The sequence below is a fragment of the Pseudomonas sp. S1_G07 genome, assembly GCF_054668565.1.
Map to the genome: position 1 here is coordinate 3840429 of NZ_CP162778.1, position 24712 is coordinate 3865140.

A 24712-nucleotide genomic window follows, 5' to 3' on the forward strand; every position below is an offset into this window, starting at 1 on the left:
TGCGATGTTTATCGCTGAGCCCTATCGTTGCGTATGTGTCGTGCATAAGGTCTCCAGTTAATTTTTATCAATTTATTTCAAGGCTCAACAAACAAAAAAAGCCCCGTGACCGAATGGACCACGGGGCTAAAAATTGGCTGGATGCGACCAACCAAAGGAGCTCTTTACGTTACTTGGCAGTCGCCACGACGGCGTCGGGTTTCCAGCCACCTCCCAGCGCCTTGTAGATCGCCACGATCCCGCGATACAGGTCCACTTCGGCCTGGGCCTGTGAGTCTTCGGCGGCCAGGCGTTCGCGTTGGGCGTCGAGCAGCACCAGGAAGTCCACGGTACCTTCGCGGTAACGGATCGCTGCAAGGTCGGCGGCGGCGCGGCTGGATTCACTCTGACGAATCAACGAGACCAGGCGCTGTTGGCGTTTGCCGTAGTCACTGAAGGCATTTTCCGATTCTTCCAGTGCCAGCAGCACTTGTTGCTCGTAGGTCGCCAGGGCGCCATCGGCTTCGGCATCGGCGCCGCGCAGGCGGGCGCGCACGCTGCCCAGGTCGAATGCGGCCCAGGTGATGCTCGGGCCCAGGGCCCAGGCGTTGGCGGCCGATGAGCCGATCTGCGAGCCGCGCCCGGCGGTAAAGCCGAGGAAGCCGCTGAGGCTGACCCGTGGGAACAGGTCGGCCTTGGCCACGCCGATCCGGGCGGTGGCGGCGGCCAGTTTGCGTTCGGCGCTGAGGATGTCCGGGCGCCGTTGCAGCAGTTGCCCCGGGTCGCCGATCGGCAATGCCTTGGCAATCGCCGGCAGGTCTTTGGGGCTCAGGTCCACGGTCAGTTTGTCGGGCCGCTGGCCGAGGAGGGTGGCGATACGGTTGCGCTCGCGCACCTGTTCGGCTTGGAGTTGCGGCACGCTGGCTTCCACCGCGGCCAGGCGTGCGTCGGCACGTTCCACGTCAAGTTGGTCACCCACACCGGCATCACGCAGGCTGACGGTGATGGTGCGCGATTCCTGCTGGTTCTTCAGGTTGGCCAGGGCGATGCGTTCACGCAGTTGCGCGCCGCGCAGTTGACCGTAGGCGTCCACCAGTTCAGCGATCATGCTGACTTGCAGTTGGTACAGGTCGGCTTCGGCGGCCTGCTGGTCGGCGTCGGTGGCTTCCAGGTTGCGCTGGATGCGGCCGAACAAGTCCAGCTCCCAGGCCATGTCCAGGCCCAGATCGTAACGCTCGGTCTTCACCCGGCGGGTGGTCTGGCCTGGCACCTGGCCCTTGCCCTGGTTGCTGCTGGCGCGGCTTGTGATGGTCGGCATGGCGTCATTGCTGGCGTCGTCGCGGATCGCCCGCGCCGCCCGCAGGCGGGCAAAGGCGACGCGCAGGTCACGGTTGCCTTGCAGCGACTGGGTGACCAACTGGTTGAGGGTCGGATCGTCGAACTGCTGCCACCAGATGCCTTCGAACTTGGCGTGGTCATACTGCTTGGCGTCCGCGGCGGCGGTGATGTTCGCCGCCTCCGGGGTCTGGGTTTTGTAGTCCGGGCCCACGGCACAAGCGCTCAGCGCCAATACCAGCAAGCTCGGCAGAAAGACTTTCACACTCATTGCTGTGTCTCCAGCTTCAAGGCCTTGGCCGCTTTGCGCGCTTCGCTGCGCTCCACATAGCGCCGGATCAATACGTAGAACACTGGGGTCAGCAACAGACCGAAGAAGGTCACCCCGATCATCCCGGAGAACACCGCCACACCCATGGCATGGCGCATCTCGGCACCGGCACCGCTGGACAGCACCAGAGGCACCACGCCCATGATGAAGGCGAACGAGGTCATCAGGATCGGCCGTAGACGCAGGCGGCAGGCTTCCAGTACCGCGGCGAGCGGGTCGAGGCCTTCCTGCTGTTTGTCCTTGGCGAACTCGACGATCAGAATCGCGTTCTTACAGGCCAGGCCCACCAGTACGATCAGGCCGATCTGGGTGAAGATGTTGTTGTCGCCGCCCGAGATGATCACCCCGGTAATGGCCGACAGCAGCGTCATCGGTACGATCAGGATCACCGCCAGCGGCAGGCTCCAGCTTTCGTATTGGGCGGCCAGTACCAGGAACGCCAGCAGTACGCAGAGCGGGAACACGAACAGCGCGGTATTGCCCGAGAGGATCTGCTGATAGGTCAGGTCGGTCCACTCGTAGGTCATGCCGTTGGGCAGCTCATCCTTCAGCAGTTTTTCAATGGCGGCCTGGGCCTGGCCGGAGCTGTAGCCCGGTGCGGCGTTGCCGTTGATTTCGGCGGTGATAAAGCCGTTGTAGTGCATCACGCGGTCCGGCCCCGAGGTGTCGCTGACCTTGATAAAGGTCGCCAGCGGGATCATCTCGCCTTTGTTGTTGCGCACTTTCAGTTGGCCGATCTGGTCGGAGTCCTGGCGGAACTGCTGTTCAGCCTGCACGTTGACCTGGTAGGTGCGGCCAAAGCGGTTGAAGTCGTTGGCATACAACGAGCCCAGGTAGACCTGCAGGGTGTCGAAGATGTCGCTGATCGCCACGCCATGGGTCTTGGCCTTTTCGCGGTCGATGGCGGCATCGACCTGGGGCACGTTGACCGTGTAGCTGGTGAACAGGCCGAACAGCTCCGGCACGCTGTGGCTCTTGGCGATCACGTTCTGCACTTCTTTGTACAGTTCGTCATAGCCGAGGTTGCCCCGGTCTTCGATTTGCAGGCGGAACCCGCCGATCGTGCCCAGGCCCTGTACCGGCGGCGGTGGGAAGATCGCCATGTAGGCTTCTTCAATGTTGCTGTACTGGCCATTCAACGCCCCGGCAATCGCCCCGGCGGACATGCTTGCGTCTTTGCGCTCGTCGAAGGGCTTCAAGGTCACGAACACGATGCCGCTGTTCGGGCTGTTGGTGAACCCGTTGATCGACAGGCCAGGGAAGGCAATCGCGGCTTCCACGCCGGGCTGTTTCAGGGCGATCTCCGACATGCGCTTCATCACGCTTTCGGTGCGGTCCAGGCTCGCGGCGTCGGGCAGTTGAGCGAAGGCCACCAGGTATTGCTTGTCCTGGGCCGGTACGAAACCGGTCGGCGTGTGGGCAAACCCGAAGAAGGTCAGCACCATCAGGCCGGCGTAAACGAACAGGGCGATACCACTGCCGCGAATCACCCGGCGCACGGTACCCACGTAGCCATGGCTGGCTTTTTCGAAAAAGCGGTTGAAGGGGCGGAACAGCCAGCCGCCGAAAATCTTGTCGAGGAACTTCGAGAAGCGATCCTTCGGCGCGTCGTGACCGCGCAGCAACACCGCGGCCAGGGCAGGGGACAGGGTCAGCGAGTTGAACGCCGAAATCACCGTCGAGATCGCAATGGTCAAGGCGAACTGTTTGTAGAACTGCCCGGTCAAGCCACTGATGAAGGCGGCCGGAATGAACACCGCACACAGCACCAGCGCCGTGGCGATGATCGGGCCGGTCACTTCACTCATGGCTTTTTCGGTGGCAGGGAACGGCGCCAGGCCCAGTTCGATATTGCGCTCGACGTTCTCCACCACCACGATGGCGTCGTCCACCACGATGCCGATGGCCAGTACCAGGCCGAATAATGACAGGGCATTGAGCGAGAACCCGAACAGGTGCATCACCGCAAACGTACCGATCAACGATACCGGCACCGCCACCAGCGGAATGATCGACGCGCGCCAGGTCTGCAGGAACAGGATGACCACCAGGACCACGAGGATCAGGGCTTCGAACAGGGTGTGCACCACCGCTTCGATAGAGCCGCGTACAAAGATCGTCGGGTCATAGGCGATCCGGTAATCCATGCCCGCCGGAAAGCTCTTTTTCAGCTCCGCCATCTTGGCGCGCACCTCGTTGGAGATGTCGATGGCATTGGAGCCGGGGCGCTGGAAGATCGGAATGGCCACGGCCGGCTGGTTATCGATCAGCGAGCGCAGCGCGTATTGGCTGGAGCCCAGCTCGACCCGGGCGATGTCCTTGAGCCGCGTGATTTCACCGTTGGCACCGGCGCGAATCACAATGTTCTCGAACTCTTCCTCGGTGACCAGGCGCCCTTGGGTATTGACCGACAATTGGAAGCTGGTATCGCTCGGCGCAGGCTGTGCACCCAGGGCACCGGCCGCCACCTGGCGGTTCTGCTCGCGGATCGCCGTCACGACATCGGTGGCGGTCAGGTTGCGCGAGGCGGTCTTGTTCGGATCCAGCCAGACACGCAGGGAGTAATCGCCCATGCCAAACAACTGCACGTCACCCACACCGCCGAGCCGTGCCAACTCATCCTTGATATTGAGGATCGCGTAGTTGGACAGGTACAGCATGTCGTAGCGCTGATCCGGCGAGGTCAAGTGCACCACCATGGTCAGGTCGGGGGAGGCCTTGTCCACGGTGATACCGATGCGTGTCACTTCCTCGGGCAGTTTTGGCTGCGTACGGGTCACACGGTTTTGCACCTGCACCTGCGCGTTGTCCAGGTCGGTGCCCAGGGCGAAGGTGATGGTCAGGGTCAGCTTGCCGTCGGCGGTGGATTGCGAGGACATGTACAGCATGTTCTCGACGCCGGTGATGGCTTGCTCCAGGGGCGCGGCCACGGTTTCACCGATGACCTTGGGGTTGGCGCCGGGGAAGTTGGCGCGGACCACCACGGTCGGCGGCACCACTTCCGGGTATTCACTGATCGGCAACTGGAACAGCGAGATCGCACCGGCGATCAGGATCAACAGCGACAGCACCGCGGCGAAGATCGGCCGTGAAATGAAGAACTTGGAAAAATTCATCTTGAGTCGTATCCCTTAACCGCGTGGAGTCGCAACGGCCGCGAGCTTGGGCGCAGGTTTTTCCGGCGCCACTTGCTCCAGGTTGCTGGCTTCAAGCGCTTGTCGTTGTTGGGCCAAGGCGGCGAGGGTTTCCTTGCTGGCCATCGGAATGGTTTCCGGGGCGACCGGCGAGCCAGGACGCACACGCTGCAGGCCCTTGACGATAATGGTGTCGTCCTTGTTCAGGCCGCTGCGCACGATGCGCAAGCCTTCGATCTTCGGCCCCAGTTCCACCGAGCGATACGCCGGCTTGTCGCCGTCCATTACCAGTACGAACTTCTTGCCCAGGTCGGTGCCCACGGCTTCGTCGTTGATCAGCACGGCGGAGTAGGTGCCGCTGCCCACCAGCTTCAGGCGCGCATACAAGCCAGGGGTGTATTCGCCCTTGCTGTTATCGAACACCGCACGGCCACGGATGGTGCCGGTGGCCGGGTTGACCTGGTTGTCGATGAAGTTCATCTGGCCCAGGTGCGGGTTGCCGGTTTCGTTGGACAGGCCCAGGTACACCGGGGTGGTGGCGCCACGGCGGCCTTCGCGGGCCAGTTCGGTGTACTTGAGGTAGACGCGCTCGTCGGCGTCGAAATAGGCGTAGACCTTGTCGGTGGAGACCACGCTGGTCAACGCGGTGACGTCGGCGGTCACCAGGTTGCCGGCGGTGATTTCGGCGCGGCTGACACGGCCGCTGATCGGCGAGGTCACGCGGGTAAAACTCAGGTTCAGCTTGGCCAGGTCCAACTGTGCCTGGATCCCGGCGACAGCGGCGCGGGCTTCCTGGGCGGCGGTGGTGCGCGAGTCGGCCAGTTCGGCGGAGATTGCATTGCTCTGGCGCAGGCGTTCGCCGCGCTGGGCTTCGTTATCGCTGCGGGTGGCGGCGGCGCGGGTTTGCGCCAACTGAGCTTCAAGGCGGCGCACTTCGGCCTGGAACGGGCGCGGGTCGATCTGGAACAGCAGGTCGCCTTTCTTGACCAAAGCGCCTTCGGTGAAAGCGACTTGGTCAATCTGGCCAGAGACCCGTGGGCGAATCTGTACGGTTTCCGGGGCTTCCAGGCGGCCGGTGAATTCATCCCACTCGTTGACTGGCTGCTCCAGCACCTTGGCCACACTGACTTTCGCCGCAGGCATGGCGGCGGCTTGTTCCGGGGTCTTGCCGCATGCGCTCATCACCACCACGGCCAAAATCGCCAGGGGCAAGCGCAAATGTTTGAGTGACTGTTCCATGAGGTGCATCCGCCAATGTATTTGAGATGGGCGGATCATGCGCGGCGAGGCGGTAGGTCACGAATCGAATGAAGCAAAGGTAACTATCATTCGGAATGATATAAGCGGGAAGTCAGCCCTCTAGTCTGCGGGTTTCGTTAGGGGGCTATCAATGGCCGTGATGACAAAGGACTGTTGCAGATGCCGCGGTGACGGGGGTGCCAGTGGCTCTTAACTGTCATCGGTGGCCGGTGCAGCGCGCAACAACTCGATCTGCTCCGCCGGCACCAACGTACGCAAGGCTTTGTACAGCACCCGCGTTTCCAGCAGGTTCCACACCCGCAGCATGGTCTCCAGCGCGTCCAGCGGTTTACTGATGAAGTCCCGGGCGCCCAAGGCCAGGGCGCGCAGGCGTGTGTCGCGAGTGACGTCGGCGGTGAGGACCAGGATCGGCAGGTATTCACCCTGGGGGATACGGCGATTGAGTTGTTCCAGCACCGCGAAGCCGTCGAATTCGGGCATGTGCAGGTCGAGTATCACCAGATCCGGCTCGAAACTGTTGAACAGCTCCAGGGTGCGCAGTGGCTGGGTGCTGCTCAGCACGTTGGTCAGCCCCTCGCGTGCCAGCAATTGCTCCACCAGGTCGAGATTGGGGCGTTGGTCGTCGATGATCAGAATGCGCTGGTCGAGGTTCATAGGGGCTCCGGAAAGTACTGGGCGATGCAGGCGAGAAACGCCGGTACGTTGATCGGCTTGTTCAACACCGCGGTTGCACCCGCATCGTGCAGGGCCACGCGGGTGAGGTCGCTGGCGTCGGCGGTGAGCATCAGCACCGGGGTGTCGCGGGTGATCGCCGACTGGCGCAGGCGCTGCAGTACGTTCAAACCGTCGATGTCCGGCAGTGCCACGTCCAGCAGGATCAGCCGTGGCGCATGCTGGGCGGCCAGGTCCAGGCCCAGTTGGCCTTGCATGCTCGACAGCAGCTTTATCCCTGGCCTGCGCTGCAGCAAGGTTTCGATCAGCGCCAGGCTGGAGAGGTTGTCTTCGATATACAGCACTTTGCCCTGGGGTGTGACGACGCTGGGCGCGGGGCGTATCGGCGGTGACTCAATGACGGCCGCGGCAAGGCGCTGGGGCTGTTGCACACGCACGAACGGCAACGCCAGGGTGAAGCGTGAGCCGATACCGGGTTCGCTGTGCACGCCGAGGTTGCCGCCCATCTTCTCCAGCAGGCTTTTGCTCAGCGCCAGGCCCAGGCCGCTGCCTTCGACTTTCGGGTCGGCCCCGAGGCGCTCGAAGGGCCTGAACAGTTGCCCGAGGTGATCGGCGGCGATGCCCTTGCCGGTGTCGCACACCGACACGCTGATGCACTGGCCCTCGACCTTGACCTCCAGGCTCACCTGGCCCTGCGGGCGGTTGTATTTGATCGCATTGGACAGCAGGTTCAGCAGCACCTGAGTGAGGCGCTGGCGGTCGGCGACGATACCGATATCCGCCGCCAGGCTTGGCAGTGGTTGCAGGTGGATCCCCGCAGCGGCGGCCATGGGGGAAACCAGCGCCAGCGCCTCCTGCAGCGTGCCGGCCAGGGGTATCGGTTCGATGTTCAACGGCAAGCGCCCGGCCTCGATCTTGGCGATGTCCAACACCTCGTTGATCAGCGTCAGCAAGTGTTGGCCGGCGCGCAGGATGTGCTCCACGTGCGCCTTTTGCGCGGTTGGCGCATCCATGTCCAACAACTGCGCAAAGCCCAGGATCGAGTTGAGCGGGGTGCGCAGTTCGTGGCTCATGCGCGATAAAAACTCACTCTTTGCCCGGCTGGCTTGCTCGGCGTCCTCGCGCGCGGTGCGCAGGGCGATCTCGGCGGCGCGGCGGTCGGTGATGTCGCGGGTGATCTTCGAGAAACCGCGCAGGGCCCCGGTGCTGTCGTATTGCGCGGTGATCACCACGCTGGCCCAGAACCGCGTGCCGTCCTTGCGGCAGCGCCAGCCTTCTTCGGCGTAATCGCCGTTGCGGGTGGCCTCGCGCAGCGCCATGTCCGGGTGTTGCGGGCATTCCTGCGGTAGGTAGAACACCGAGAAATGCTGGCCGATGATTGCCTGTTCGGTGTAGCCCTTGATCCGTTCGGCGCCGTTGTTCCAACTGGTGACGTGGCCTGCCGTGTCGAGGGCGAAGATCCCGTAGTCCTTGACCCCGTCGATGATCAGCCGCAGGCGCTCTTCATTGTCGCGCAACGCACGTTCACGTTCGGCCAGCAGCAGGCCGGCCTCCACCAGGCGCGTGCCCAATTGACCGATCTCATCGTTCTCCGGCGGTTGCGGCAGCAGTGGCGCGCCCAGGGCCAGGCGCTGCGCATTGCGCTGCACGTTCTGCACCCGCGCAACAATGCCCTTGGACAGGAACAACACCGCGACGATGGCCCCGAACAGCCCGCAGACCGCCGCCAGCCATGTCGACAGCAACAGCCGCTGACGGGTTTCGGACGCCGCGATACTGCGTTCGGCCAGCAACGATTCCTCGAGCGTGAGCATGGTGCTGATGTGTTGACGCAATGCGTCGAGGATGTGCTTGTTGCTGATCAGGATCGCGCTGATCGATTCCGGGTTTGCATCACGGTCCTTGAGCATCTCGTCGAGGCCGTCGATTTTGCCGTCTATCAACGGTTTGATCGCGCTGAGTTGCTCGCGCACCCGTTGATCGCGCACGTTGCCGTCGAGTCGCCGCAGGGCTGAGTCGATCTGGGGCCTGGCGTTGAGGTAACTCGGCAAAAAATCCTCACGGCGTGTCAGCAGGTAACCGCGCACACTGGCTGCCGCTTCCGCGAGCAGGGTGTGCACCGCCTGGATATCGCCCTGCACCCGCAACACCCGGCGCACATCTTCTTCCGCGCGGGCGGTCTGGCGCTCGGTGATGTAGATCAGCACCAAAGACAGCAACAGCACCACCAGGGGCAGCGAAATCACCACCAGCGCCTTGCCGCGCAGCGGCAGGTCGACCCAGCGCCGTTTCATGGTTGCGTCACCAGGCCCAAGGCGATGCCGCGTACGGCGGCCTGGGTGCGGTCGGCGGCGCCGAGTTTGCCGATCACCCGTTCCACATGGGCTTTGGCCGTGCCGGTGGTAATGCCCAGGTGCTCACCGATGGCCCGGTTACTCATGCCGTTGGCGACCAGGCCGAGTACCTGGCGTTCCCGTGGGGTGAGGTGTTCAGTGGCGGCACCGCTGGCCTGGCGTTCGGTCATGCGGCGCAACAGTCGCGTGCTGACGGCGGTGTTGAGCGCTTCGCCGCCGGCGGCCACCTGTTGCAAGGCGTGGATCACCTCGGCCCGGCTGGCGTCCTTGAGCAGGTAGCCCACCGCACCGGCATGCATCGCCGCCTCCAGATACTCGGGGCTGTCGTCCATGGTGAACATCACCACTTTGACCGCTGGCAGGCGTTCCTGCAGCACGCGTGCGGCACCCAAGCCGTTAAGGCCCGGCATGCGGATGTCGAGGATGACGATATCCGGCAGCAGTTGTTCGCACAGTTCCACCGCTTGCTGGCCATCGCTGGCCTGGCCGACCACCTCGAACTGTTCAAGGCCGGCCAGCAGGGAGACGAAACCGGTGCGCGTGACTTCATGATCGTCGGCCAGTACCAGGCGTAAAACGTGGGTCATTGAGGGGGTCCATTGAGTGGGGCCGGCACGCGGGCGTGCAGTTGGGTGCCGCTATTGGCCGAGCTGGTGCAGGTACAGCTGCCGCCCAGCAGGCCGGCGCGCTCCTGCATGGTGGCCAGGCCCAGATGTTGCGTGTCATCCCGTGGCAGGTCGCACGCGAAGCCTTGGCCGTTGTCGTCCACCTGCATGCAGGCGTGGCCGTCGCGCAGTTGGAGGGTCAATTGCACCCGGCTTGCGCGCGCATGTTTGAGCACGTTGTTGATGGCCTCCTGGCCGATCCTGAACAAGGCGATTTCCACCTGGCTGGGCAAGCGCGCGTCGCAATGCGCCCGCCACACCACGTTGATGCCGGCGTCTCGCAGGCGATCGGCTTCTTTATCCAGGGCTTTGAACAGGCCGAAATCATCCAGCACGGTGGGGCGCAGGCCCGCGATCAGTTGCCGGCCTTCACCGACCGAATGTTGGGCCAGGTTGAGAATCGCCTGTAAGTCGGCGGTTAAATCGTCCGGCAACACCGGGCAGCGGCCGGCAAACCCTTGCAGCCGCTGATGCAACCCCGCGAGGGTTTGCGCCAGGCCATCGTGCAGGTCGTAGGCGACGCGCTTGCGTTCATCCTCCTGGGCGCGAAACAGTCGGCTGACCAGGTCGGACAACGTTCTGTCGCGTGTTTTGAGGGTGTCCAGCAGCCGATGATTTTCCAGGTGTGTGGCCAGCAACGTGGCGAGCAATTGCAGGGATTCGCTGTCTTCATGCTCCGGTGCGCGCAGGCTGACGCGAGTGCCCAGAACCAGCACGCCAAACGCCTGGCCGTCACTGCCGCGCAATGGCACTTGCAGCACGCAGTGCGGGTGCTCCTGCCAGTGAGGTGCGCGCAGGGTGCGGTCGGCGAGGGCGGCCAGGCGGGTCAAGTGGGCTGGGCTGCCATGACCTGCGGTGGTGTGGGCGGTGCCCTCGGCGTCCCATTCCTGCAGCAGCCCGTGGTCTGTCGCCAGGAACGCGCAGGCGCGGGCGAGCACGCGTTCGCGCATCGCCTCGGGTGTCAGGCGGGCCAATTCCTGCCCGGTATCCACCAACAGGCGCAGGCGCGCCGTGCGGCTTTGCGATTGCCGGAAATGCGCGCGCATGGCCAGGGCGCTGCCGGGGTCATGGGGCGTGTTGTGCATGCAAGATGCTCCTGGGGTTGCGCGGGCGCGGGGCACGCCTATTAAACAGGGTTGAACACCTTGGGCGCTATCTGCCAAATGGCATAGATCAATGACTCCGGTTGGCCGATGGCGGATGACAGGCAGCTTGGCAAAGTGAGCCCAACGAACACCACTGGAGAATCGCAATGTCCTTCAAGCCCGCCGCAATCGCCCTGATGTTTGCCTTGAGCGTTCCGTTTGTTCAGGCCGCCGAGACGGCCCCGTATCTCTACCGCGAGGTGGCCCAGGCACCAGCCAATGTCAAAGACCGGGAAATTGCCGGTTTATTCGACCGCTGGAACAACGCCTTGCAGACCGGTAACGTCACCTCGGTGGTTGACCTGTATGCGCCGGGCGCGGTGCTGCAGCCCACCGTGTCCAACCAGGTGCGTACCACACCGGACCAGATCAAGGACTACTTCGATCATTTCCTCGCGCTCAAGCCGGTTGGCCAGATCAACTACCGCGAAATCCGCCAGTTGGGCAGCAACGTGGCCATGGACAGCGGCGTCTATACCTTTACCCTCACCGATGCCGCCGGCCAGAAGAGTCAAGTGCAGGCTCGCTACACTTTCGTCTACGAGCAGGTGGGTGGCCAGTGGAAAATTCTTAATCATCACTCTTCGGCGATGCCTGAAGCGCAGGTCAAGCACGCCAAGCAATAAGGCCTGATCAAAAAAATGCCCATCCCGCTGCCGGGGTGGGCATTTTTGCGTGGGGGGCCACGATACCTCCTGGGTATCCATCAAGACCTTATCCATATTGGACCGCCCGTACCCCAGGCGTCAGCCTAGGGCCAATAACTATATTGAAGGTCGGAGAACGGCAACCCAACCTGCCAGTGCTGGCTGTGGCGCGGTCAGTTGCAAGACATCTACGCGCAGGACTTTGTCGGCCTCAAGCACAGCCAGCCGCTGGGCACTTGGGTGTTTGGCGCAAATCTGGGCTACTACAATGCCCGCGAGAACGGTGACAAGTTGCTCGACGAGAATCGGCTGATCCTCAGCTATACCTGGAAACTGCTCTGAACCCGCCCTCGCCAATGCGATGTGCACAGCCATAGGGGGGCGCCTGTTCGCCACCCGTAGGGAGGCGATGAAAACCCGGCGCCTTGAGCGCCGTGTTGCTCAATGAAACGCTGGGTCAAAAATCCAGGGGCGCTCAGCAACGCTTGCAGGTTTTGATCCCCAGCAACGTGTAGAGCGGGCAGAAACGGAAAATGCCAGTCGCCAGCGGCACCAGGCCAATCCACCCCCACAGGCCGATCACACCCGTCAGGCTGAGGACAATCAGAAGCAGGCCGACAACAATGCGCAGGCTACGGTCAAGGGTTCCAATGTTCGTTTTCATGGTGATCTCCCGATCAATGGCCGCGTCGGTTCTCCAGCGCGGTAAACAACAACATGCCGGTCAGCATGGCCAGCACGAATACGATCACTTGCCAGTGCCCTGTCAGCAGAATGGCCACGGCAGGTCCAGGGCAAATACCTGCGATGCCCCAGCCGGTGCCGAACAGCAGGCTCCCGCCAATCAGGCGTGGGTCCAGCTCGCGTTTGGTCGGCAGCTGCATGGGCCTTTCCAGCAGCGAACGGGTGTGTTGCCGCGCCCAGGTCATCGGGCCAATGGCGATGCCGATGGCTGCGACCATGACCAACGCCAGGGACGGGTCCCAGGCCCCGGTGATATCCAGGAACGCGAGTACCTTGCTCGGGTCGGCCATGCCGGCCAGGAGCAGGCCCAGGCCGAACAGCAGGCCGGCCATGAATGCAGTCAGTTTGATCATGTCTACCCTCCCAGAAGATGACGCAGGACAAACACGCTGAAGAAACCGCTGAACATGAAGCACACCGTAGCGACCATCGAGCGCAGCGAAAGGCGTGATAGGCCGCACACTCCATGGCCACTGGTGCAGCCTGAACCGTATCGGGTCCCGAGGCCGACCAGGACACCGGCGACAATCAGTCCGAACCCGCCCGTCTGGAACTCGATGCGCGGCAGCGCGGTGAACAGGCCCCAGAGCAGCGGGGCGATGAGCAGGCCCAGGAGAAACAGGGCTTTCTCACCCGTCCCTTCGCTGCCGCGTTGTAAAAGACTGCCGAGCAGCCCGCTGATGCCGGCGATACGCCCGTTGGCGACGACGAACAGGCTGGCCGCCGCACCAATCAATGCGCCGCCTGCCAGGGATGACCAAGGCGTGAAGTTGAGCCAATCGACACTCATCAGGTTTCTGCTCCGTTAACGGCTTGATAAAACATTTGGATGCCCGCCAGGCAGGGTTAAATGGCTTTCACCAGCAACGCCAGCGCAACCACCACGGAAACAGCGGCGAAGCCGCGTTGTAAGTGGGGCCCGGCCAGCCGCGCCGCGATCAGGCGACCACCGGCCATGCCGACCAACGCGCCAAGGGAAAACGGAATCGCCACTGCCCACTGCAGGTGCCCGGTTGCCGAGCTGGCGGCAACGCCGGAAATGGACACCAGGGCAATGACCGCAAGAGACGTGGCAAGCACTGATTGTGCGGTCAAATTGGTATAGCGCTGGAGTGCCGGCACCATCACAAAGCCACCGCCCACGCCGAGCAAGCCCGAAAGCCCGCCCGCGACAACTCCGGATATGGCAAGCGCCCATGCGCACGGTGCCGTCCAGTGCAACTTTCCTCGGTTCACGTCCAATAGACAAGGCGGTGGTTTGGACGTGAAGCGGGGCCTGGACGTGGCGCTGGCGGGCCGTGATCGTTGAAAGACCCGCCACGCCACGTACATCAGCACCAGGGCAAACAGGATCGTCAACGGGCGGTTCGGCGTGCGCTGTGCCAGCCACAGGCCCAGTGGAGAACAGACGATCCCCGCGCCGGCAATGAGCAGCGCGGCTTTATAGCGGACAGTGCCGTTTTTGAGCCCCATGATCGCCCCGAGGGTGGCGGCCAGACCGACCGCCAGTAACCCGATGGGCCCGGCCTCAGCCATGTTCAATCCCACGCCGAACACCAGCAAGGGCACAGCCAGTATGCCCCCTCCGGCACCGGTCAGCGCCAGAATGACGCCGACGACGAGCCCCAGCAGTAAGACGACAATCATCTGAGCCTCCTTGTATTGCGGCCTGTGCTCATACGTCAGCCAGCTCGGGCTTGGCCAGCCACTCACGGCCCTTGAGCATGCCCTTCCAATACAGCGGTGGAAGAATCCGCTCCTTGAGCAGCCATGCCAGCCGCGAGGGGCGGGTGCCGTCAATCAGCCAGGCAGGAAAGCTGGGGGCGACCTTGCCGCCGTAGGTGAACTCAGCCAGGACGATTTTGCCGCGTTCAACCGTCAACGGGCAGGAGCCGTATCCGTCGTAATGCGCGCTGCCTTGGGCTTTACCCAATGCCGTCAGCACATTGTGCGCAACGACGGGCGCTTGCTTGCGCGCGGCCGCGGCGGTTTTAGCGTTGCTGGAGTTGGCGACGTCTCCCAGCGCGTGAATATTGGCCCAGGTGGCATGGCGCAACGTGGCTGGGTTGACATCAACCCAGCCGGCCGCGTCGGCGAGAGGGCTGATGCGAACGAAATCCGGTGCAACCTGCGGGGGGACGACATGCAGCAGATCGAAGTCGCGCGTGACCACCTGGCAACTACCATCGGCATTGACACGTTTGAACGTTGCCGTGCGTGCCGGCCCATCCACCTGGGTAAGTGTGTGGCCGAAATTCAGGTCGATACCATAAGCGGTGATGTATTGCATCAGCGCCGGCACATACTCGGGAACGCCGAACAGCACCGCGCCCGCGCTGCAGAACTCGATCTCGACCTTGTCCAGTACGCCGGTGCGTTTCCAATGATCGGCAGACAGGTACATGGCCTTTTGCGGCGCCCCGGCGCATTTAATGGGCATGGGCGGTTGCGTGAACAGGGCTCGGCCACCACGCAGTTGCTGCACCTGTTCCCATGTGTAGGGGGCCAGGTGATACAGGTAGTTGGACGTCACGCCGTTGCGACCCAGGGTGTCCGACAAACCTTCGATGGCATGCCAATCGAGTTTCAGGCCAGGGCACACGATCAGTTGCTCGTATTTGACCACGCGGCAGCCATCCAGAATGACGGCATTGCGCTCGGGTTCGAAAGCGGCGACCGCCGACTTGATCCAGTGCACGCCGCGGGGCAGGGTCGTGCCCATGGTGCGGGCGGTTCGGGCCGCATCGAAGACGCCAGCGCCGACGAGGGTCCAGCCAGGCTGATAGTAGTGCACATCGGCCGGGTCGATGATGGCAACGTCGAGCCCAGGTGCCCGGGCCAGCAAACTGGAGGCGGTTGCAATACCTGCCGCACCGCCACCAATGATGACCACGACATGCCGCGCCTCAGCCACTTCGACCGGGGTGCGGCCCTGATTGGCAATCCGGCGAATCACGCCTTTCATATCGAACCCGGCTTTCCTGGCGCTTTCGACGATGTGGGGCAGTGGTTGCTGACTGGCTTGTGACAGGGCCCACATCGTGGTTGAGCGCATGCCGGAACGGCAATAGGCCAATACGGGTTTTGGCAGGGTTTCAAGCAGCTTGCCGAAGGCAATACCTTGCTCGTCAGTGACCTTGCCGGATTCGGCGGGCAAGTAGTGGGCTTCGATGCCAACCGCGTCGGCGGCGCGTTTGATTTCGGCAAACAAGGGTTGATCGCTGCCTTCTCCATCGGGGCGGTTACACACGATGCTACGCAAACCGGCGGCTTTGAGTTCAACCAAGTGGTGGGGGAAAATCTGTTCTGATACTGATAGCCCGGACGCAAGGTGGCGAATGTCCATGAGTGTCTCCGTTATGGGGTTTTTTCTTATAGGTTTTCTGAGCCAGGCAACGTCAGAGGACGTTGAGCGGGATTTTCAGGTAGCGCGTGCCGTTCGCTTCAGGCTCAGGCAAGTGACCGGCGCGCATGTTGACTTGCACCGATGGCAGGATCAGCGTCGGCATTTCCAACGCCGCATCACGTTTTGTGCGCATTACCACGAACGCCTCCTCACTGATGCCGTTACGTACGTGAACGTTATGCGCGCGTTGGTCGGCGACGGTGCTGACGAACTGCACCTCGCGGTCACCCGGCTGATAGTCGTGGCACATGTAGAGCAAGGTGTTGGCCGGCAGGCTCAGTACCTTGTTGATTGACTGGAACAGCGTGCGCGCGCTGCCACCGGGGAAGTCACAGCGCGCGGTACCGTAGTCAGGCATGAACAGGGTATCGCCAACGAATGCAGCCGTTTCGACACCATCGCTGATCACATAGGTCATACAGGCTGGCGTATGGCCGGGTGTATGCAACGCGTGGCATTGCAGCGTACCGAGGGTGAACGGCTCGTCATTGACGAACAGGTGATCGAACTGGCTTCCATCGCGGGCCATATCACCACCGGTATTGAACAGGGTGCCGAACACCTCCTGCACCGTGGAGATGTGGCTGCCGATGCCTATTTTCCCACCGAGCTTTTCCTGCAGGTAGGGCGCTGCCGTGAGGTGATCGGCGTGGACGTGGGTCTCGAGAATCCAGTCGACCGTTGCATCGAGTTGCTTGACCCTCGCGATCAAGGTGTCGGCGGACGTTGTGCCCGTGCGGCCGGACTTTGGGTCGTAGTCCAGTACGCTGTCTATTAGCGCGCAGTGGTGGGTCGCTTCGTCCAGCACAAGGTAGCTGACGGTATGGGTGGCAGAATCGAAGAATCCTTCGACGTGAAGTTTTACGCTCATGACCTGTCTCCTCAGGGGCGGGATTTTTGCCAAGCCGCTCACACTAAGGGCTGATATAGCAATAAGTCTGCCAGGCCGTAAGTTCGTCGATAAATAATCCTATCCCTATGAATTTATTGGGTTTAATTACTTTGTAAGGGTTTGGTTTTTTGCAAGGTGGCCGGGATCTACTGCCATTGGCAGTACCGGTTGACAGAAGTGGCAGTGCCACAACAGCATGGAGGGAGTCTTAGGAGCCTCGATGATGACTATCCTGCCCACCCCAGCCCGAACACTCCCGCGCGCGGATCAAGTGCAGTCACTTGTTTCGTTTCTTGAGCACGAACCCCAGCCGATGATCGTGCTCGATCCGGACTACAACATCCTGGCCGCCAACACGGCCTATCAACGCCAGTTTGCCAGCGCTGATAAACCGTTTATCGGCCATAAGTGTTATCAAGTCTCACACCATTACGACGTACCTTGTGACCAGGCGGGTGAGAACTGCCCGATGAGAAAGGCGCAGGAAATGCGTGGGCCGGACCGCGTGCTGCACATTCACCACACGCCGCGCGGTCCTGAACATGTCGACGTTGAGTTGCGCCCGATTCTCAACGAGCACGGTGTGATTACCGCCTATGTGGAGCGGCTCACCCTGGTGCGAAGCGCATCGGCGCGGCCCAGCAACGCCGGGCTTGTCGGCAGTTCACCGGCGTTCAACCGTGCCCTGTCGGAGCTGCAGCGAGTGGCGCCCTCGATGCTGCCGGTGCTGCTGCTGGGCGAGTCCGGTACGGGCAAAGAGCTGTTCGCCCGGGCCGTACATGAAACCAGCGAGCGGGCCACCGGACCTTTTGTTGTGGTTGATTGCTCCGGGCTGACCGAAACCTTATTCGAGAGCGAACTGTTCGGCCATGAAAAGGGCGCATTCACCGGGGCGACCACGCGTAAGACCGGCCTGGTTGAAACCGCTCAGGGCGGTACATTGTTTCTCGACGAAATCGGCGATGTTCCACTGGCCATGCAGGTGAAGCTGTTGCGCCTGATCGAATCGGGGACCTTCCGTCGTGTCGGGAGTGTCGAGACCCTTCACGCCAACTTCAGGTTAATCGCCGCCACCCACAAGCCATTGGAAAAAATGATGGAGAACGGCGAGTTCAGGGCGGACCTGTACTATCGCATCAGTGCCTTCCCCATTCAGCTCCCTCCCTTGCGCAACCGCATTGAAGACATCGGTTTGCTGGTGAACTCGTTTCTGCAACGGGCCGGTATCGGCAAGCGCCGGCTGACAATAGACCCCGATGCGCTGAGGCAACTGCAGCAATACGCCTGGCCCGGCAATATCCGCGAACTGCGCAATGTGCTGGAAAGAGCCAGTCTGTTCGCTGACGACGGCGTGATCCGCGCCGTCCATGTCCCCCAGGCACGCGTGGTGACAGCGCCTCAGGCCTCCACTTCCCTGGCGTTCGATGGCGACTCGCTGGTGCAGGCACTGGCCACTTTCAAAGGGTCGCGCCGTGAGCTGGCCAAGCATTTGGGGATCAGCGAACGTACGCTGTACAGACGCCTGAAAGAGCAGGGGCTGGCCCCTAGTTCTTGCTCGCGAAAAACCTGAGAACGCCGCGCAGGATCAGGTTTCCCGCGTTATCGTTGACGTTCTTCGCGAGCAAGCTCGCTCCTACATTTGATCTTCGTTGCGTTCGCTTAACTGAACGGCATTAGCGCTGGCCGTGCACTGCCAATGACTGCCAGCCCCTGGCAGATTGGCAGCGCACGGGCCTGCCAAGCCATTGCGCTTATCACCTGGGCGCATCATCAAGCCATTGTTTTTAAAAGATAAAAACAGGCAAGCCGAGCTTGGCATGCCGTGTGCAAACGGCACAGGCATGACCATTTCCGACAAAAGACTGCAACGCCACCTGCTCACAGCCGTAGTGATCAAGCTACTGGTGCTGACGCTGCTGTGGTGGCTGTTCATCCGGGATTCGCACGTCAGCGTCGACCCGACCACTGTCGGCAACCGTTTCGGTGTACCCACCTCGACTCAAGGGGCAAGCAAGTGATCTCAGAACAACTGGTGGATTTGTCACGGCTGCAGTTTGCAGCCACCGCGCTGTACCACTTTTTATTTGTACCGCTGACGGTTGGCATGGTGTGGCTGCTGGTCATCATGGAAAGCGTCTATGTGATGACCGGGAATGTCATCTGGAAAGACATGACGCGCTTCTGGGGCAAGCTGTTCGGTATCAACTTCGCCCTGGGGGTGACAACCGGCATCACCCTGGAATTTCAGTTTGGCACCAACTGGGCGTACTACTCGCACTACGTAGGTGACATCTTCGGTGCCCCGCTGGCCATCGAGGGTTTGATGGCGTTCTTTCTCGAATCGACCATGATCGGCCTGTTCTTTTTTGGCTGGGATCGGCTGAAGAAAGAGCACCACTTGCTGGTCACGCTGCTGATGGCCATCGGTACCAACCTGTCGGCGCTGTGGATCCTGATCGCCAATGGCTGGATGCAGAACCCGGTGGGCTCGGAATTCAGTTACATCACCATGCGCATGGAGATGGTGGATTTCTGGGCCGTGGTATTCAACCCGGTGGCGCAGGCCAAGTTTGTCCACACGGTGTCTGCCGGTTATGTCACCGGCGCGATGTTTGTGTTGTCGATCTCCAGTTGGTACTTGCTCAAAGGGCGTGATGTCGAATTCGCCAAGCGCAGTTTTCGGGTGGCGGCCGCCTTCGGCCTGGCTTCGGTGCTGAGTGTCATCGTGCTGGGGGATGAGTCGGGTTACACCGTGGGCGAGGCGCAGCAAACCAAGCTGGCGGCCATGGAAGCGATGTGGGAAACCAAACCCGCGCCGGCGGGCCTGACCCTGGTGGCCAGCATTAATGAAGCCGAGTCCAGGAATAACTGGGAACTCGATGTGCCGTGGGTGATGGGCTTGATCGGCACGCGCTCGGTCAGCACGCAGATCCCAGGCATTCATGACATCAAAGCGAAAAACCGCGCGCGCATTCTGCGCGGCATTACTGCTGTCAATGCGCTCGAAGCGCTGCGAGCTGATCGCACCGATAAGGCCGCGTTCCAGACCTTCGAGGCGTACAAGGCCGACCTGGGTTTTGGCCTGCTGCTTAAAAAATACGTCGAGGATGTCAACCAGGCCACGCCGGCCATCATCGACAAGGCGATGAACGATACCGTACCGCGCGTGACTCCGATGTTCTGGGGGTTCCGGATCATGGTCGGCCTTGGTTTTGCCATGCTGGTGCTCTTCGGGCTGGCCTTCTGGAGCACCTTGAAGTCGACCTGCACGCGCAGCCGCTGGCTGTTGCGTTGGGCCCTGTGCATGCTGCCCGCGCCCTGGATTGCCTGCGAGCTGGGTTGGTTCGTTGCCGAATACGGCCGTCAGCCCTGGACCATTTATGGCGTGCTGCCCACGCACATGAGCGTCTCCACCCTGAGCGTCAACAATCTCTATGGCTCACTGGCAGGATTCGTCGCTTTTTACACCGTACTGCTGGTGGTTGAAATGTTCCTGATGGTCAAGTTCGCCCGTCAAGGTCCTGGCAGCCTCGGTACCGGCCGTTATGTTCACGACGCCCATTTGAAGGAAGTCCATCATGCTTGATTATTTCACCCTGAAAATTATCTGGTGGGCGCTGGTCGGCGTCTTGCTGATCGGCTTTGCCATCATGGACGGGCACGATATGGGCGTCGGCACGCTGCTGCCGTTTGTTGGCCGCAATGACCTGGAGCGCCGCGTGGCGATCAATACCGTCGGTCCGCATTGGGATGGCAATCAGGTGTGGTTCATCACGGCGGGTGGCGCCTTGTTCGCGGCGTGGCCAGTGGTGTATGCCACCGCATTCAGCGGGTTCTACTGGGCGATGATTCTGGTCCTCTGGGCGCTGTTCTTTCGCCCCGTGGGGTTTGACTATCGCAGCAAGATCCACAACCCCACCTGGCGCAGCACCTGGGATTGGGGGCTGTTCGTCGGCGGGGCCGTGCCGCCGCTGGTGTTCGGCATCGCGTTCGGCAACCTGCTGCAAGGCGTACCGTTCCACTTCAGCGACCTGCTGGTCTCGACGTATACCGGCAGCTTCTGGCAACTGCTCAATCCCTTTGCGCTGCTGACCGGGGTGGTGAGCAGTGCAATGATCACCCTGCAGGGCGGTACTTATCTGGCGCACCGTACTGAAGGCGTTATCCAGGCCCGCGCGATCAAGGGCGGGGTGGGTGCGGCGCTGGTGCTGATGTGCACGTTCGTGATTGCCGGCGTGTGGTTGCAAGGGATCGACGGCTACCGCATCACCTCGGTGGTCGATACCGCCGGGCTGCCCGACATTCTCAATAAAACCGTGGTGCGCGAAGCGGGCGCCTGGATGGCCAATTATGGCCATTACCCTTGGCTGTGGCTGCTGCCCGTGCTTGGCCTGGCGGGCGCCGCCGGGGCCGCATTGTTGATGATGATGCGCCGGACATTGGCTGCATTCGTCGCATCGTCGCTCGCGGTGGTCGGGGTGATCAGCACGGCCGGGGTCTCCATGTTTCCCTTCGTCATGCCGTCGTCATCGGTGCCCGCAGCCAGCCTGACCGTATGGGATAGCGTGTCCAGCCACCTGAGCCTGGCCATCATGTTCTGGGCCACGTTGATCTTCATGCCGCTGATCGTGATCTACACCTCGTGGGCCTATCGCGTCATGCGCGGCAAGGTCACCGTGGCACAGATCAAAGCCAACGAACATTCGGCCTACTAACCCCATCGGAGGAGCAAAGACTATGTGGTATTTCGCCTGGATGCTGGGAGTCGGTTTTGCCTTGCTGCTGGCCATATTAAATGCGATGTGGGGCGAGAACGAAGGCGCTCGCGCCGCGAGCCCTGACGACGAGGCACAGCCATGACGCCGAAGGTCGCCGGCGCGGTACCCACCTCGCATATTCATGTACTCAGCCTGCTTGTCGCCGTGGCAATCATGCTCGGCTGTACGCTCTATCCCCCGATGATGGCGGGCCCGGATGGCAAGGCTGATCACGCCTTGGCGACGGCGCTGTTCGCCGCCATGAGCGTGGCCTTTGTAAGAGGCGTGGGGTTTGTCCCGCGGATGGTCGTCTGGCGCTGGCTGTTCTCTGGCTGGACCTGTTACGCGGCACTGGCATTGGCTGGTTGGGTAAAGTTTATAAATTGACCGCGGATGACATGACGGGTCGAAGGAGTGACCTGTTTCAACTGCACACTTCCAACGCGGTGGGTGACCTCGTGTCGAATAGGAGAGGAACGGGTCATCCAAAAGGACCTGTGATGTAGCCTTCCATCTATGCGGTTGAACTGTGCCCGGGATGACGTCGATCGGTCGCACGCAGAAAAATCTTGCGTAGTTCGCTGGTCCACAGCACGGCGCTGCTCAGCGCCAGGCACATCATCCACTGCGCGGGCGTCAGCGCGGTGGTGCTGAACGCGCGGTTCAGCGGGGGCCAATGCACAACCGCAACTTGCAGACCAATGCCCAGGCCGATGGCTCCCCAGAGCCAGCGGTTGGCGAATATCCCCCTGAAGGCACTGACGGTTTCGGAGCGAGCGTTCAGCGCGTTGAACAACTGCGCCAGGACCAACACGGTGAACGCCGCCGTTCGCGCTGATTCAAGTGAGGCACTGCCCGGCACGAAGCCGCCCGGCAGCATCAAGTCAAGGGTCGCCAGGCTGGCGAGCGCCATGACCAGGCCGGTCAGCAGCACGCCGCGCCACATGCGGGCATCGATCAACCGTTCGGTGGGCCGGCGGGGGAGTCGGGCCATCACATCGTCGTTCTGAGGGTCGATGCCCATGGCCAGCGCAGGTGCGGCATCCGTCACCAGGTTTATCCAAAGAATCTGGGTCGCCAGCAGGGGCAGGACTATTGCGCCATTGGCATCAACCAAGCCAATCCAGTGGGCGAAAATCATCGCCAGAAATACCGTCAGCACTTCCCCCATGTTCGAGGAAAGCAGGTAGCGAAGGAACTTGCGAATGTTGTCCAGAATCGCGCGGCCCTCGCGCACGGCGACGACAATGGTGGCGAAATTGTCGTCAGCCAGAATCATTTTTCCGGCCTGCTTGGTGACTTCGGTTCCCGTTATCCCCATGGCGATGCCAATGTCGGCGGACTTCAAGGCCGGGGCATCGTTAACACCATCCCCGGTCATCGCCACCACGTGACCTTGTGCCTGCAGCGCGTCCACTATCCGTAGTTTGTGCGCGGGCGCCACGCGCGCATACACCGAGGTGTTCCTGACGGCCTGCGCCAAACCGGCATCATCGAGCAGATCGATGTCGGCGCCGGTCAAGGCGCCGGCACCTGCCTCGATGATGCCCAGGTCTTCAGCGATGCGCGCTGCGGTGCGTGGATGATCGCCGGTGATCATGACGATGCGGATACCGGCCCGATGAGCATCGGCAATCGCCGGTGCGACTTCTTCACGTGGCGGGTCAATGATCCCCACCGTGCCAATGAAGATCAGCCGGTTTTCCAGGGCATCGCCGGCAGTCGCCTCTTCATCCGCCAGCAGCGGGCGATAAGCCACCGAGAGGGTGCGCAGCGCTGCGCCTGAGAGTTCATCCACATCGGCAAGGGCCTGCGCGCGAATTTCGTCCGTCAGCGGCACGACATTCATGCCGACCTGGACCTGGGTGCAGTGCCCGAGCAATACATCGGGCGCGCCCTTGCTGATCAGCAGCCGCTCATCACCTCGCTCATGGTCGATCACCAGCACCGACATCATCTTGCGTTCAGAGGTAAAGGGGATCTGAGCCACTCGCTCGAAACGTTCCTTGCTGCGCGCTGGTGCATCGAGCTTGCGTTCGGCCACCAAAAAGGCCGCCTCTGTGGGGTCGCCCTGGACGATCCAGGTGCCATCCTCTTGCTGTTGCAGTTCGGCGTTGCCGGCCAGGCTACCGCCCTGCAGAAGCAGCACATGTTCACTGTGCAGCGGCCCGCGGCTAAGTGCCTGGTCATTGTGCTGGATCTGCCCTTCAGGGGCGTAGCCCACGCCACTGATGCGCGTATTGCCAGACGCCGTCACCGCTTGCTTGATGGTCATTTCGGAGCGAGTCAGGGTGCCTGTCTTGTCCGAACAGATCACCGAGGCTGAGCCCAACGTCTCGACAGAAGAGAGTTTCTTGACGATGGCCTTCTTGCTGGCCATGCGTTGCACGCCCATGGCCAGCACCAGGGAAAGAATCGCCGGCAACCCCTCCGGCACGGCGGCGACGGCCAGGGACACGCCCAGGAGCATCACGGCGACCACATCGGCGCTGCTGTGAATGTCCGTCAGCATCAGAACCGTGGTCACGACGACGGCGGCGATAACCAATACCCCGACGCCAAGCATGCGCCCGATTTGTCGCACTTCTCGCTGCAGCGGTGTGGCGTCTTCCCCAGTGGTATCCAGGAGGTGAGCAATGGCGCCTACCTCGGTCGCCATGCCGACACTCGTCACCAAACCGAGCCCGGTGCCTTCGGCAATGGCGGTGCCCTTGAACACCATGTTGGTCCGGTCGGCCAGGGGCACTTCTGTACTCAAGCGCTCGGCAGTTTTCGTTACGGCCTGGCTCTCACCCGTCAGGGACGCCTCCTGAACCCGCAAGGCGCTGGCTTCGATCAGGCGAGCATCGGCTCCCACCGAGTCACCTTCGCCCAGCACCAACAGGTCGCCCATGACCAATTGATTGCTGGGAATGCGTGTCAGCAACCCCTCGCGGATGACGGCGGATGTGGACTCGGTGAGCTTGGCCAAGGCAGCCGCGGCGCGTTGCGAACGAGCCTCCTGCAGGAACCCCAGAAAGGCATTGATCAGTACGATTGCGAGAATGACCACGGCATCCAGTGGCCAGCCACGGCTGCCTTCAACCACCCAAACGCCCAGGGTGATCCCCACGGCAGCCAGCAGTAGATAAACCAAGGGGTCCTGGAACTGCACCACAAAGCGCTTCCATACCGCGGGAGGTGCTTGCGTCACCAGCTCGTTCGGCCCATCTCGGGTCAGGCGTCGTTGGGCCTCATCGCGGGATAAGCCGCGTTCAGCGTCGGACTGAAACTGATGGGTCAGCCGCTCGACATCCAGCAAGTAGGCCGGTGCAGGCTCTGGTTTCACTTCCTTGGAATAATCAGAGTGGCCGTCCATAGGTAACGTGCTCCTGAAATAAGCGCCGGGTGT

At 61.9% G+C, this 24712-nt stretch carries 21 protein-coding genes and 1 pseudogene; 8 read left to right on the forward strand and 14 right to left on the reverse strand.

The window, feature by feature from the left end; translation table 11 throughout:
• Nucleotides 1–169: 169 nt before the first annotated feature.
• The 7 genes from AB4O05_RS17550 to AB4O05_RS17580 form a co-directional block, all read right to left on the reverse strand.
• On the reverse strand, nucleotides 170–1585 hold the full coding sequence (locus AB4O05_RS17550) for an efflux transporter outer membrane subunit (RefSeq protein ID WP_460136327.1): 1416 nt from the start codon (nucleotides 1583–1585) through the stop codon (nucleotides 170–172).
• Nucleotides 1582–4761 (reverse strand): efflux RND transporter permease subunit, encoded by a 3180-nt coding sequence (locus AB4O05_RS17555; protein WP_460136326.1) that lies wholly within the window; start codon nucleotides 4759–4761, stop codon nucleotides 1582–1584. Before AB4O05_RS17555 ends, AB4O05_RS17550 begins: the two co-directional genes overlap by 4 nt.
• A gap of 15 nt (nucleotides 4762–4776) precedes the next feature.
• The gene (gene mexE / locus AB4O05_RS17560) at nucleotides 4777–6018 is read right to left on the reverse strand and encodes a multidrug efflux RND transporter periplasmic adaptor subunit MexE (RefSeq protein ID WP_460136325.1); all 1242 of its coding nucleotides are present in this window, start codon (nucleotides 6016–6018) and stop codon (nucleotides 4777–4779) included.
• 210 nt (nucleotides 6019–6228) lie between these two features.
• Nucleotides 6229–6693 carry a response regulator gene (locus AB4O05_RS17565; RefSeq protein WP_460136323.1) on the reverse strand — a complete coding sequence of 155 codons (465 nt, stop codon included), beginning with the start codon at nucleotides 6691–6693 and terminating at the stop codon, nucleotides 6229–6231.
• A complete protein-coding gene (locus AB4O05_RS17570) occupies nucleotides 6690–9005 on the reverse strand; it encodes an ATP-binding protein (protein ID WP_460136322.1) in 2316 nt (771 codons plus the stop codon). Before AB4O05_RS17570 ends, AB4O05_RS17565 begins: the two co-directional genes overlap by 4 nt.
• Entirely contained in the window at nucleotides 9002–9652 is a 651-nt protein-coding gene (locus AB4O05_RS17575; RefSeq protein ID WP_460136320.1) for a response regulator, read from the reverse strand. The genes AB4O05_RS17570 and AB4O05_RS17575 overlap by 4 nt, the downstream gene beginning before the upstream one ends.
• Nucleotides 9649–10815 (reverse strand): sensor histidine kinase, encoded by a 1167-nt coding sequence (locus AB4O05_RS17580; RefSeq protein WP_460136318.1) that lies wholly within the window; start codon nucleotides 10813–10815, stop codon nucleotides 9649–9651. The genes AB4O05_RS17575 and AB4O05_RS17580 overlap by 4 nt, the downstream gene beginning before the upstream one ends.
• Nucleotides 10816–10982: 167 nt before the next feature.
• On the opposite strand from AB4O05_RS17580, the gene AB4O05_RS17585 reads away from it, so the two are divergent.
• Nucleotides 10983–11501 carry an SgcJ/EcaC family oxidoreductase gene (locus AB4O05_RS17585; protein ID WP_460136316.1) on the forward strand — a complete coding sequence of 173 codons (519 nt, stop codon included), beginning with the start codon at nucleotides 10983–10985 and terminating at the stop codon, nucleotides 11499–11501.
• A 156-nt stretch (nucleotides 11502–11657) separates the two neighbouring features.
• Nucleotides 11658–11819, forward strand: a pseudogene (locus AB4O05_RS17590) (OprD family outer membrane porin); the annotation flags it as partial.
• Between the two features lie 178 nt (nucleotides 11820–11997).
• On the opposite strand, the gene AB4O05_RS17595 reads toward AB4O05_RS17590, so the two are convergent.
• From AB4O05_RS17595 to AB4O05_RS17620, 6 genes are read right to left on the reverse strand one after another with little or no spacing between them, the layout of a single operon-like run.
• Nucleotides 11998–12186 carry a YgaP family membrane protein gene (locus tag AB4O05_RS17595; protein WP_460136315.1) on the reverse strand — a complete coding sequence of 63 codons (189 nt, stop codon included), beginning with the start codon at nucleotides 12184–12186 and terminating at the stop codon, nucleotides 11998–12000.
• A gap of 13 nt (nucleotides 12187–12199) precedes the next feature.
• Nucleotides 12200–12619, reverse strand: coding sequence for a DUF6691 family protein (locus AB4O05_RS17600; protein ID WP_460136314.1), 420 nt, complete (start codon nucleotides 12617–12619; stop codon nucleotides 12200–12202).
• Nucleotides 12620–12621: 2 nt separating this feature from the next.
• Nucleotides 12622–13056 carry a YeeE/YedE family protein gene (locus AB4O05_RS17605; protein WP_460136313.1) on the reverse strand — a complete coding sequence of 145 codons (435 nt, stop codon included), beginning with the start codon at nucleotides 13054–13056 and terminating at the stop codon, nucleotides 12622–12624.
• Nucleotides 13057–13112: 56 nt separating this feature from the next.
• Nucleotides 13113–13913 carry a sulfite exporter TauE/SafE family protein gene (locus AB4O05_RS17610; RefSeq protein ID WP_460136311.1) on the reverse strand — a complete coding sequence of 267 codons (801 nt, stop codon included), beginning with the start codon at nucleotides 13911–13913 and terminating at the stop codon, nucleotides 13113–13115.
• A 28-nt stretch (nucleotides 13914–13941) separates the two neighbouring features.
• Nucleotides 13942–15612 carry a bifunctional protein tyrosine phosphatase family protein/NAD(P)/FAD-dependent oxidoreductase gene (locus AB4O05_RS17615; protein WP_460136309.1) on the reverse strand — a complete coding sequence of 557 codons (1671 nt, stop codon included), beginning with the start codon at nucleotides 15610–15612 and terminating at the stop codon, nucleotides 13942–13944.
• A 52-nt stretch (nucleotides 15613–15664) separates the two neighbouring features.
• Complete coding sequence (locus AB4O05_RS17620; protein ID WP_460136307.1) at nucleotides 15665–16543, reverse strand: MBL fold metallo-hydrolase; 879 nt, start codon at nucleotides 16541–16543, stop codon at nucleotides 15665–15667.
• 241 nt (nucleotides 16544–16784) lie between these two features.
• On the opposite strand from AB4O05_RS17620, the gene AB4O05_RS17625 reads away from it, so the two are divergent.
• The 6 genes from AB4O05_RS17625 to AB4O05_RS17650 all read left to right on the forward strand — a co-directional run bounded on the left by AB4O05_RS17625 (nucleotide 16785) and on the right by AB4O05_RS17650 (nucleotide 21708).
• Nucleotides 16785–18134 carry a sigma-54 interaction domain-containing protein gene (locus AB4O05_RS17625; RefSeq protein WP_460136306.1) on the forward strand — a complete coding sequence of 450 codons (1350 nt, stop codon included), beginning with the start codon at nucleotides 16785–16787 and terminating at the stop codon, nucleotides 18132–18134.
• Between the two features lie 271 nt (nucleotides 18135–18405).
• Nucleotides 18406–18582 carry a cytochrome oxidase putative small subunit CydP gene (gene cydP / locus AB4O05_RS17630; protein ID WP_460136304.1) on the forward strand — a complete coding sequence of 59 codons (177 nt, stop codon included), beginning with the start codon at nucleotides 18406–18408 and terminating at the stop codon, nucleotides 18580–18582.
• Entirely contained in the window at nucleotides 18579–20150 is a 1572-nt protein-coding gene (locus tag AB4O05_RS17635; protein WP_460136302.1) for a cytochrome ubiquinol oxidase subunit I, read from the forward strand. Before cydP ends, AB4O05_RS17635 begins: the two co-directional genes overlap by 4 nt.
• Entirely contained in the window at nucleotides 20143–21279 is a 1137-nt protein-coding gene (gene cydB / locus AB4O05_RS17640) for a cytochrome d ubiquinol oxidase subunit II (RefSeq protein ID WP_460136301.1), read from the forward strand. The genes AB4O05_RS17635 and cydB overlap by 8 nt, the downstream gene beginning before the upstream one ends.
• Nucleotides 21280–21301: 22 nt before the next feature.
• On the forward strand, nucleotides 21302–21424 hold the full coding sequence (gene cydX / locus AB4O05_RS17645) for a cytochrome bd-I oxidase subunit CydX (RefSeq protein WP_460136300.1): 123 nt from the start codon (nucleotides 21302–21304) through the stop codon (nucleotides 21422–21424).
• Entirely contained in the window at nucleotides 21421–21708 is a 288-nt protein-coding gene (locus tag AB4O05_RS17650; RefSeq protein ID WP_460136298.1) for a cyd operon YbgE family protein, read from the forward strand. Before cydX ends, AB4O05_RS17650 begins: the two co-directional genes overlap by 4 nt.
• Before the next feature lie 127 nt (nucleotides 21709–21835).
• Here AB4O05_RS17650 and AB4O05_RS17655 read toward each other — a convergent pair whose 3' ends face one another.
• Nucleotides 21836–24679 carry a cation-translocating P-type ATPase gene (locus AB4O05_RS17655; protein ID WP_460136297.1) on the reverse strand — a complete coding sequence of 948 codons (2844 nt, stop codon included), beginning with the start codon at nucleotides 24677–24679 and terminating at the stop codon, nucleotides 21836–21838.
• Nucleotides 24680–24712 lie beyond the last annotated feature (33 nt).

Coding starts and splice junctions, on each gene's coding strand:
- AB4O05_RS17580 (WP_460136318.1), bottom strand. CDS start 10,815: ATGCACAACACGCCCCATGACCCCGGCAGCGCCCTGGCCATGCGCGCG.
- AB4O05_RS17655 (WP_460136297.1), bottom strand. CDS start 24,679: ATGGACGGCCACTCTGATTATTCCAAGGAAGTGAAACCAGAGCCTGCA.
- AB4O05_RS17570 (WP_460136322.1), bottom strand. CDS start 9,005: ATGAAACGGCGCTGGGTCGACCTGCCGCTGCGCGGCAAGGCGCTGGTG.
- AB4O05_RS17620 (WP_460136307.1), bottom strand. CDS start 16,543: ATGAGCGTAAAACTTCACGTCGAAGGATTCTTCGATTCTGCCACCCAT.
- cydX (WP_460136300.1), top strand. CDS start 21,302: ATGTGGTATTTCGCCTGGATGCTGGGAGTCGGTTTTGCCTTGCTGCTG.
- cydB (WP_460136301.1), top strand. CDS start 20,143: ATGCTTGATTATTTCACCCTGAAAATTATCTGGTGGGCGCTGGTCGGC.
- AB4O05_RS17605 (WP_460136313.1), bottom strand. CDS start 13,056: ATGAGTGTCGATTGGCTCAACTTCACGCCTTGGTCATCCCTGGCAGGC.
- AB4O05_RS17565 (WP_460136323.1), bottom strand. CDS start 6,693: ATGAACCTCGACCAGCGCATTCTGATCATCGACGACCAACGCCCCAAT.
- AB4O05_RS17555 (WP_460136326.1), bottom strand. CDS start 4,761: ATGAATTTTTCCAAGTTCTTCATTTCACGGCCGATCTTCGCCGCGGTG.
- AB4O05_RS17585 (WP_460136316.1), top strand. CDS start 10,983: ATGTCCTTCAAGCCCGCCGCAATCGCCCTGATGTTTGCCTTGAGCGTT.
- AB4O05_RS17550 (WP_460136327.1), bottom strand. CDS start 1,585: ATGAGTGTGAAAGTCTTTCTGCCGAGCTTGCTGGTATTGGCGCTGAGC.
- AB4O05_RS17600 (WP_460136314.1), bottom strand. CDS start 12,619: ATGATCAAACTGACTGCATTCATGGCCGGCCTGCTGTTCGGCCTGGGC.
- AB4O05_RS17610 (WP_460136311.1), bottom strand. CDS start 13,913: ATGATTGTCGTCTTACTGCTGGGGCTCGTCGTCGGCGTCATTCTGGCG.
- AB4O05_RS17650 (WP_460136298.1), top strand. CDS start 21,421: ATGACGCCGAAGGTCGCCGGCGCGGTACCCACCTCGCATATTCATGTA.
- AB4O05_RS17625 (WP_460136306.1), top strand. CDS start 16,785: ATGATGACTATCCTGCCCACCCCAGCCCGAACACTCCCGCGCGCGGAT.
- AB4O05_RS17615 (WP_460136309.1), bottom strand. CDS start 15,612: ATGGACATTCGCCACCTTGCGTCCGGGCTATCAGTATCAGAACAGATT.
- AB4O05_RS17575 (WP_460136320.1), bottom strand. CDS start 9,652: ATGACCCACGTTTTACGCCTGGTACTGGCCGACGATCATGAAGTCACG.
- AB4O05_RS17595 (WP_460136315.1), bottom strand. CDS start 12,186: ATGAAAACGAACATTGGAACCCTTGACCGTAGCCTGCGCATTGTTGTC.
- mexE (WP_460136325.1), bottom strand. CDS start 6,018: ATGGAACAGTCACTCAAACATTTGCGCTTGCCCCTGGCGATTTTGGCC.
- cydP (WP_460136304.1), top strand. CDS start 18,406: ATGACCATTTCCGACAAAAGACTGCAACGCCACCTGCTCACAGCCGTA.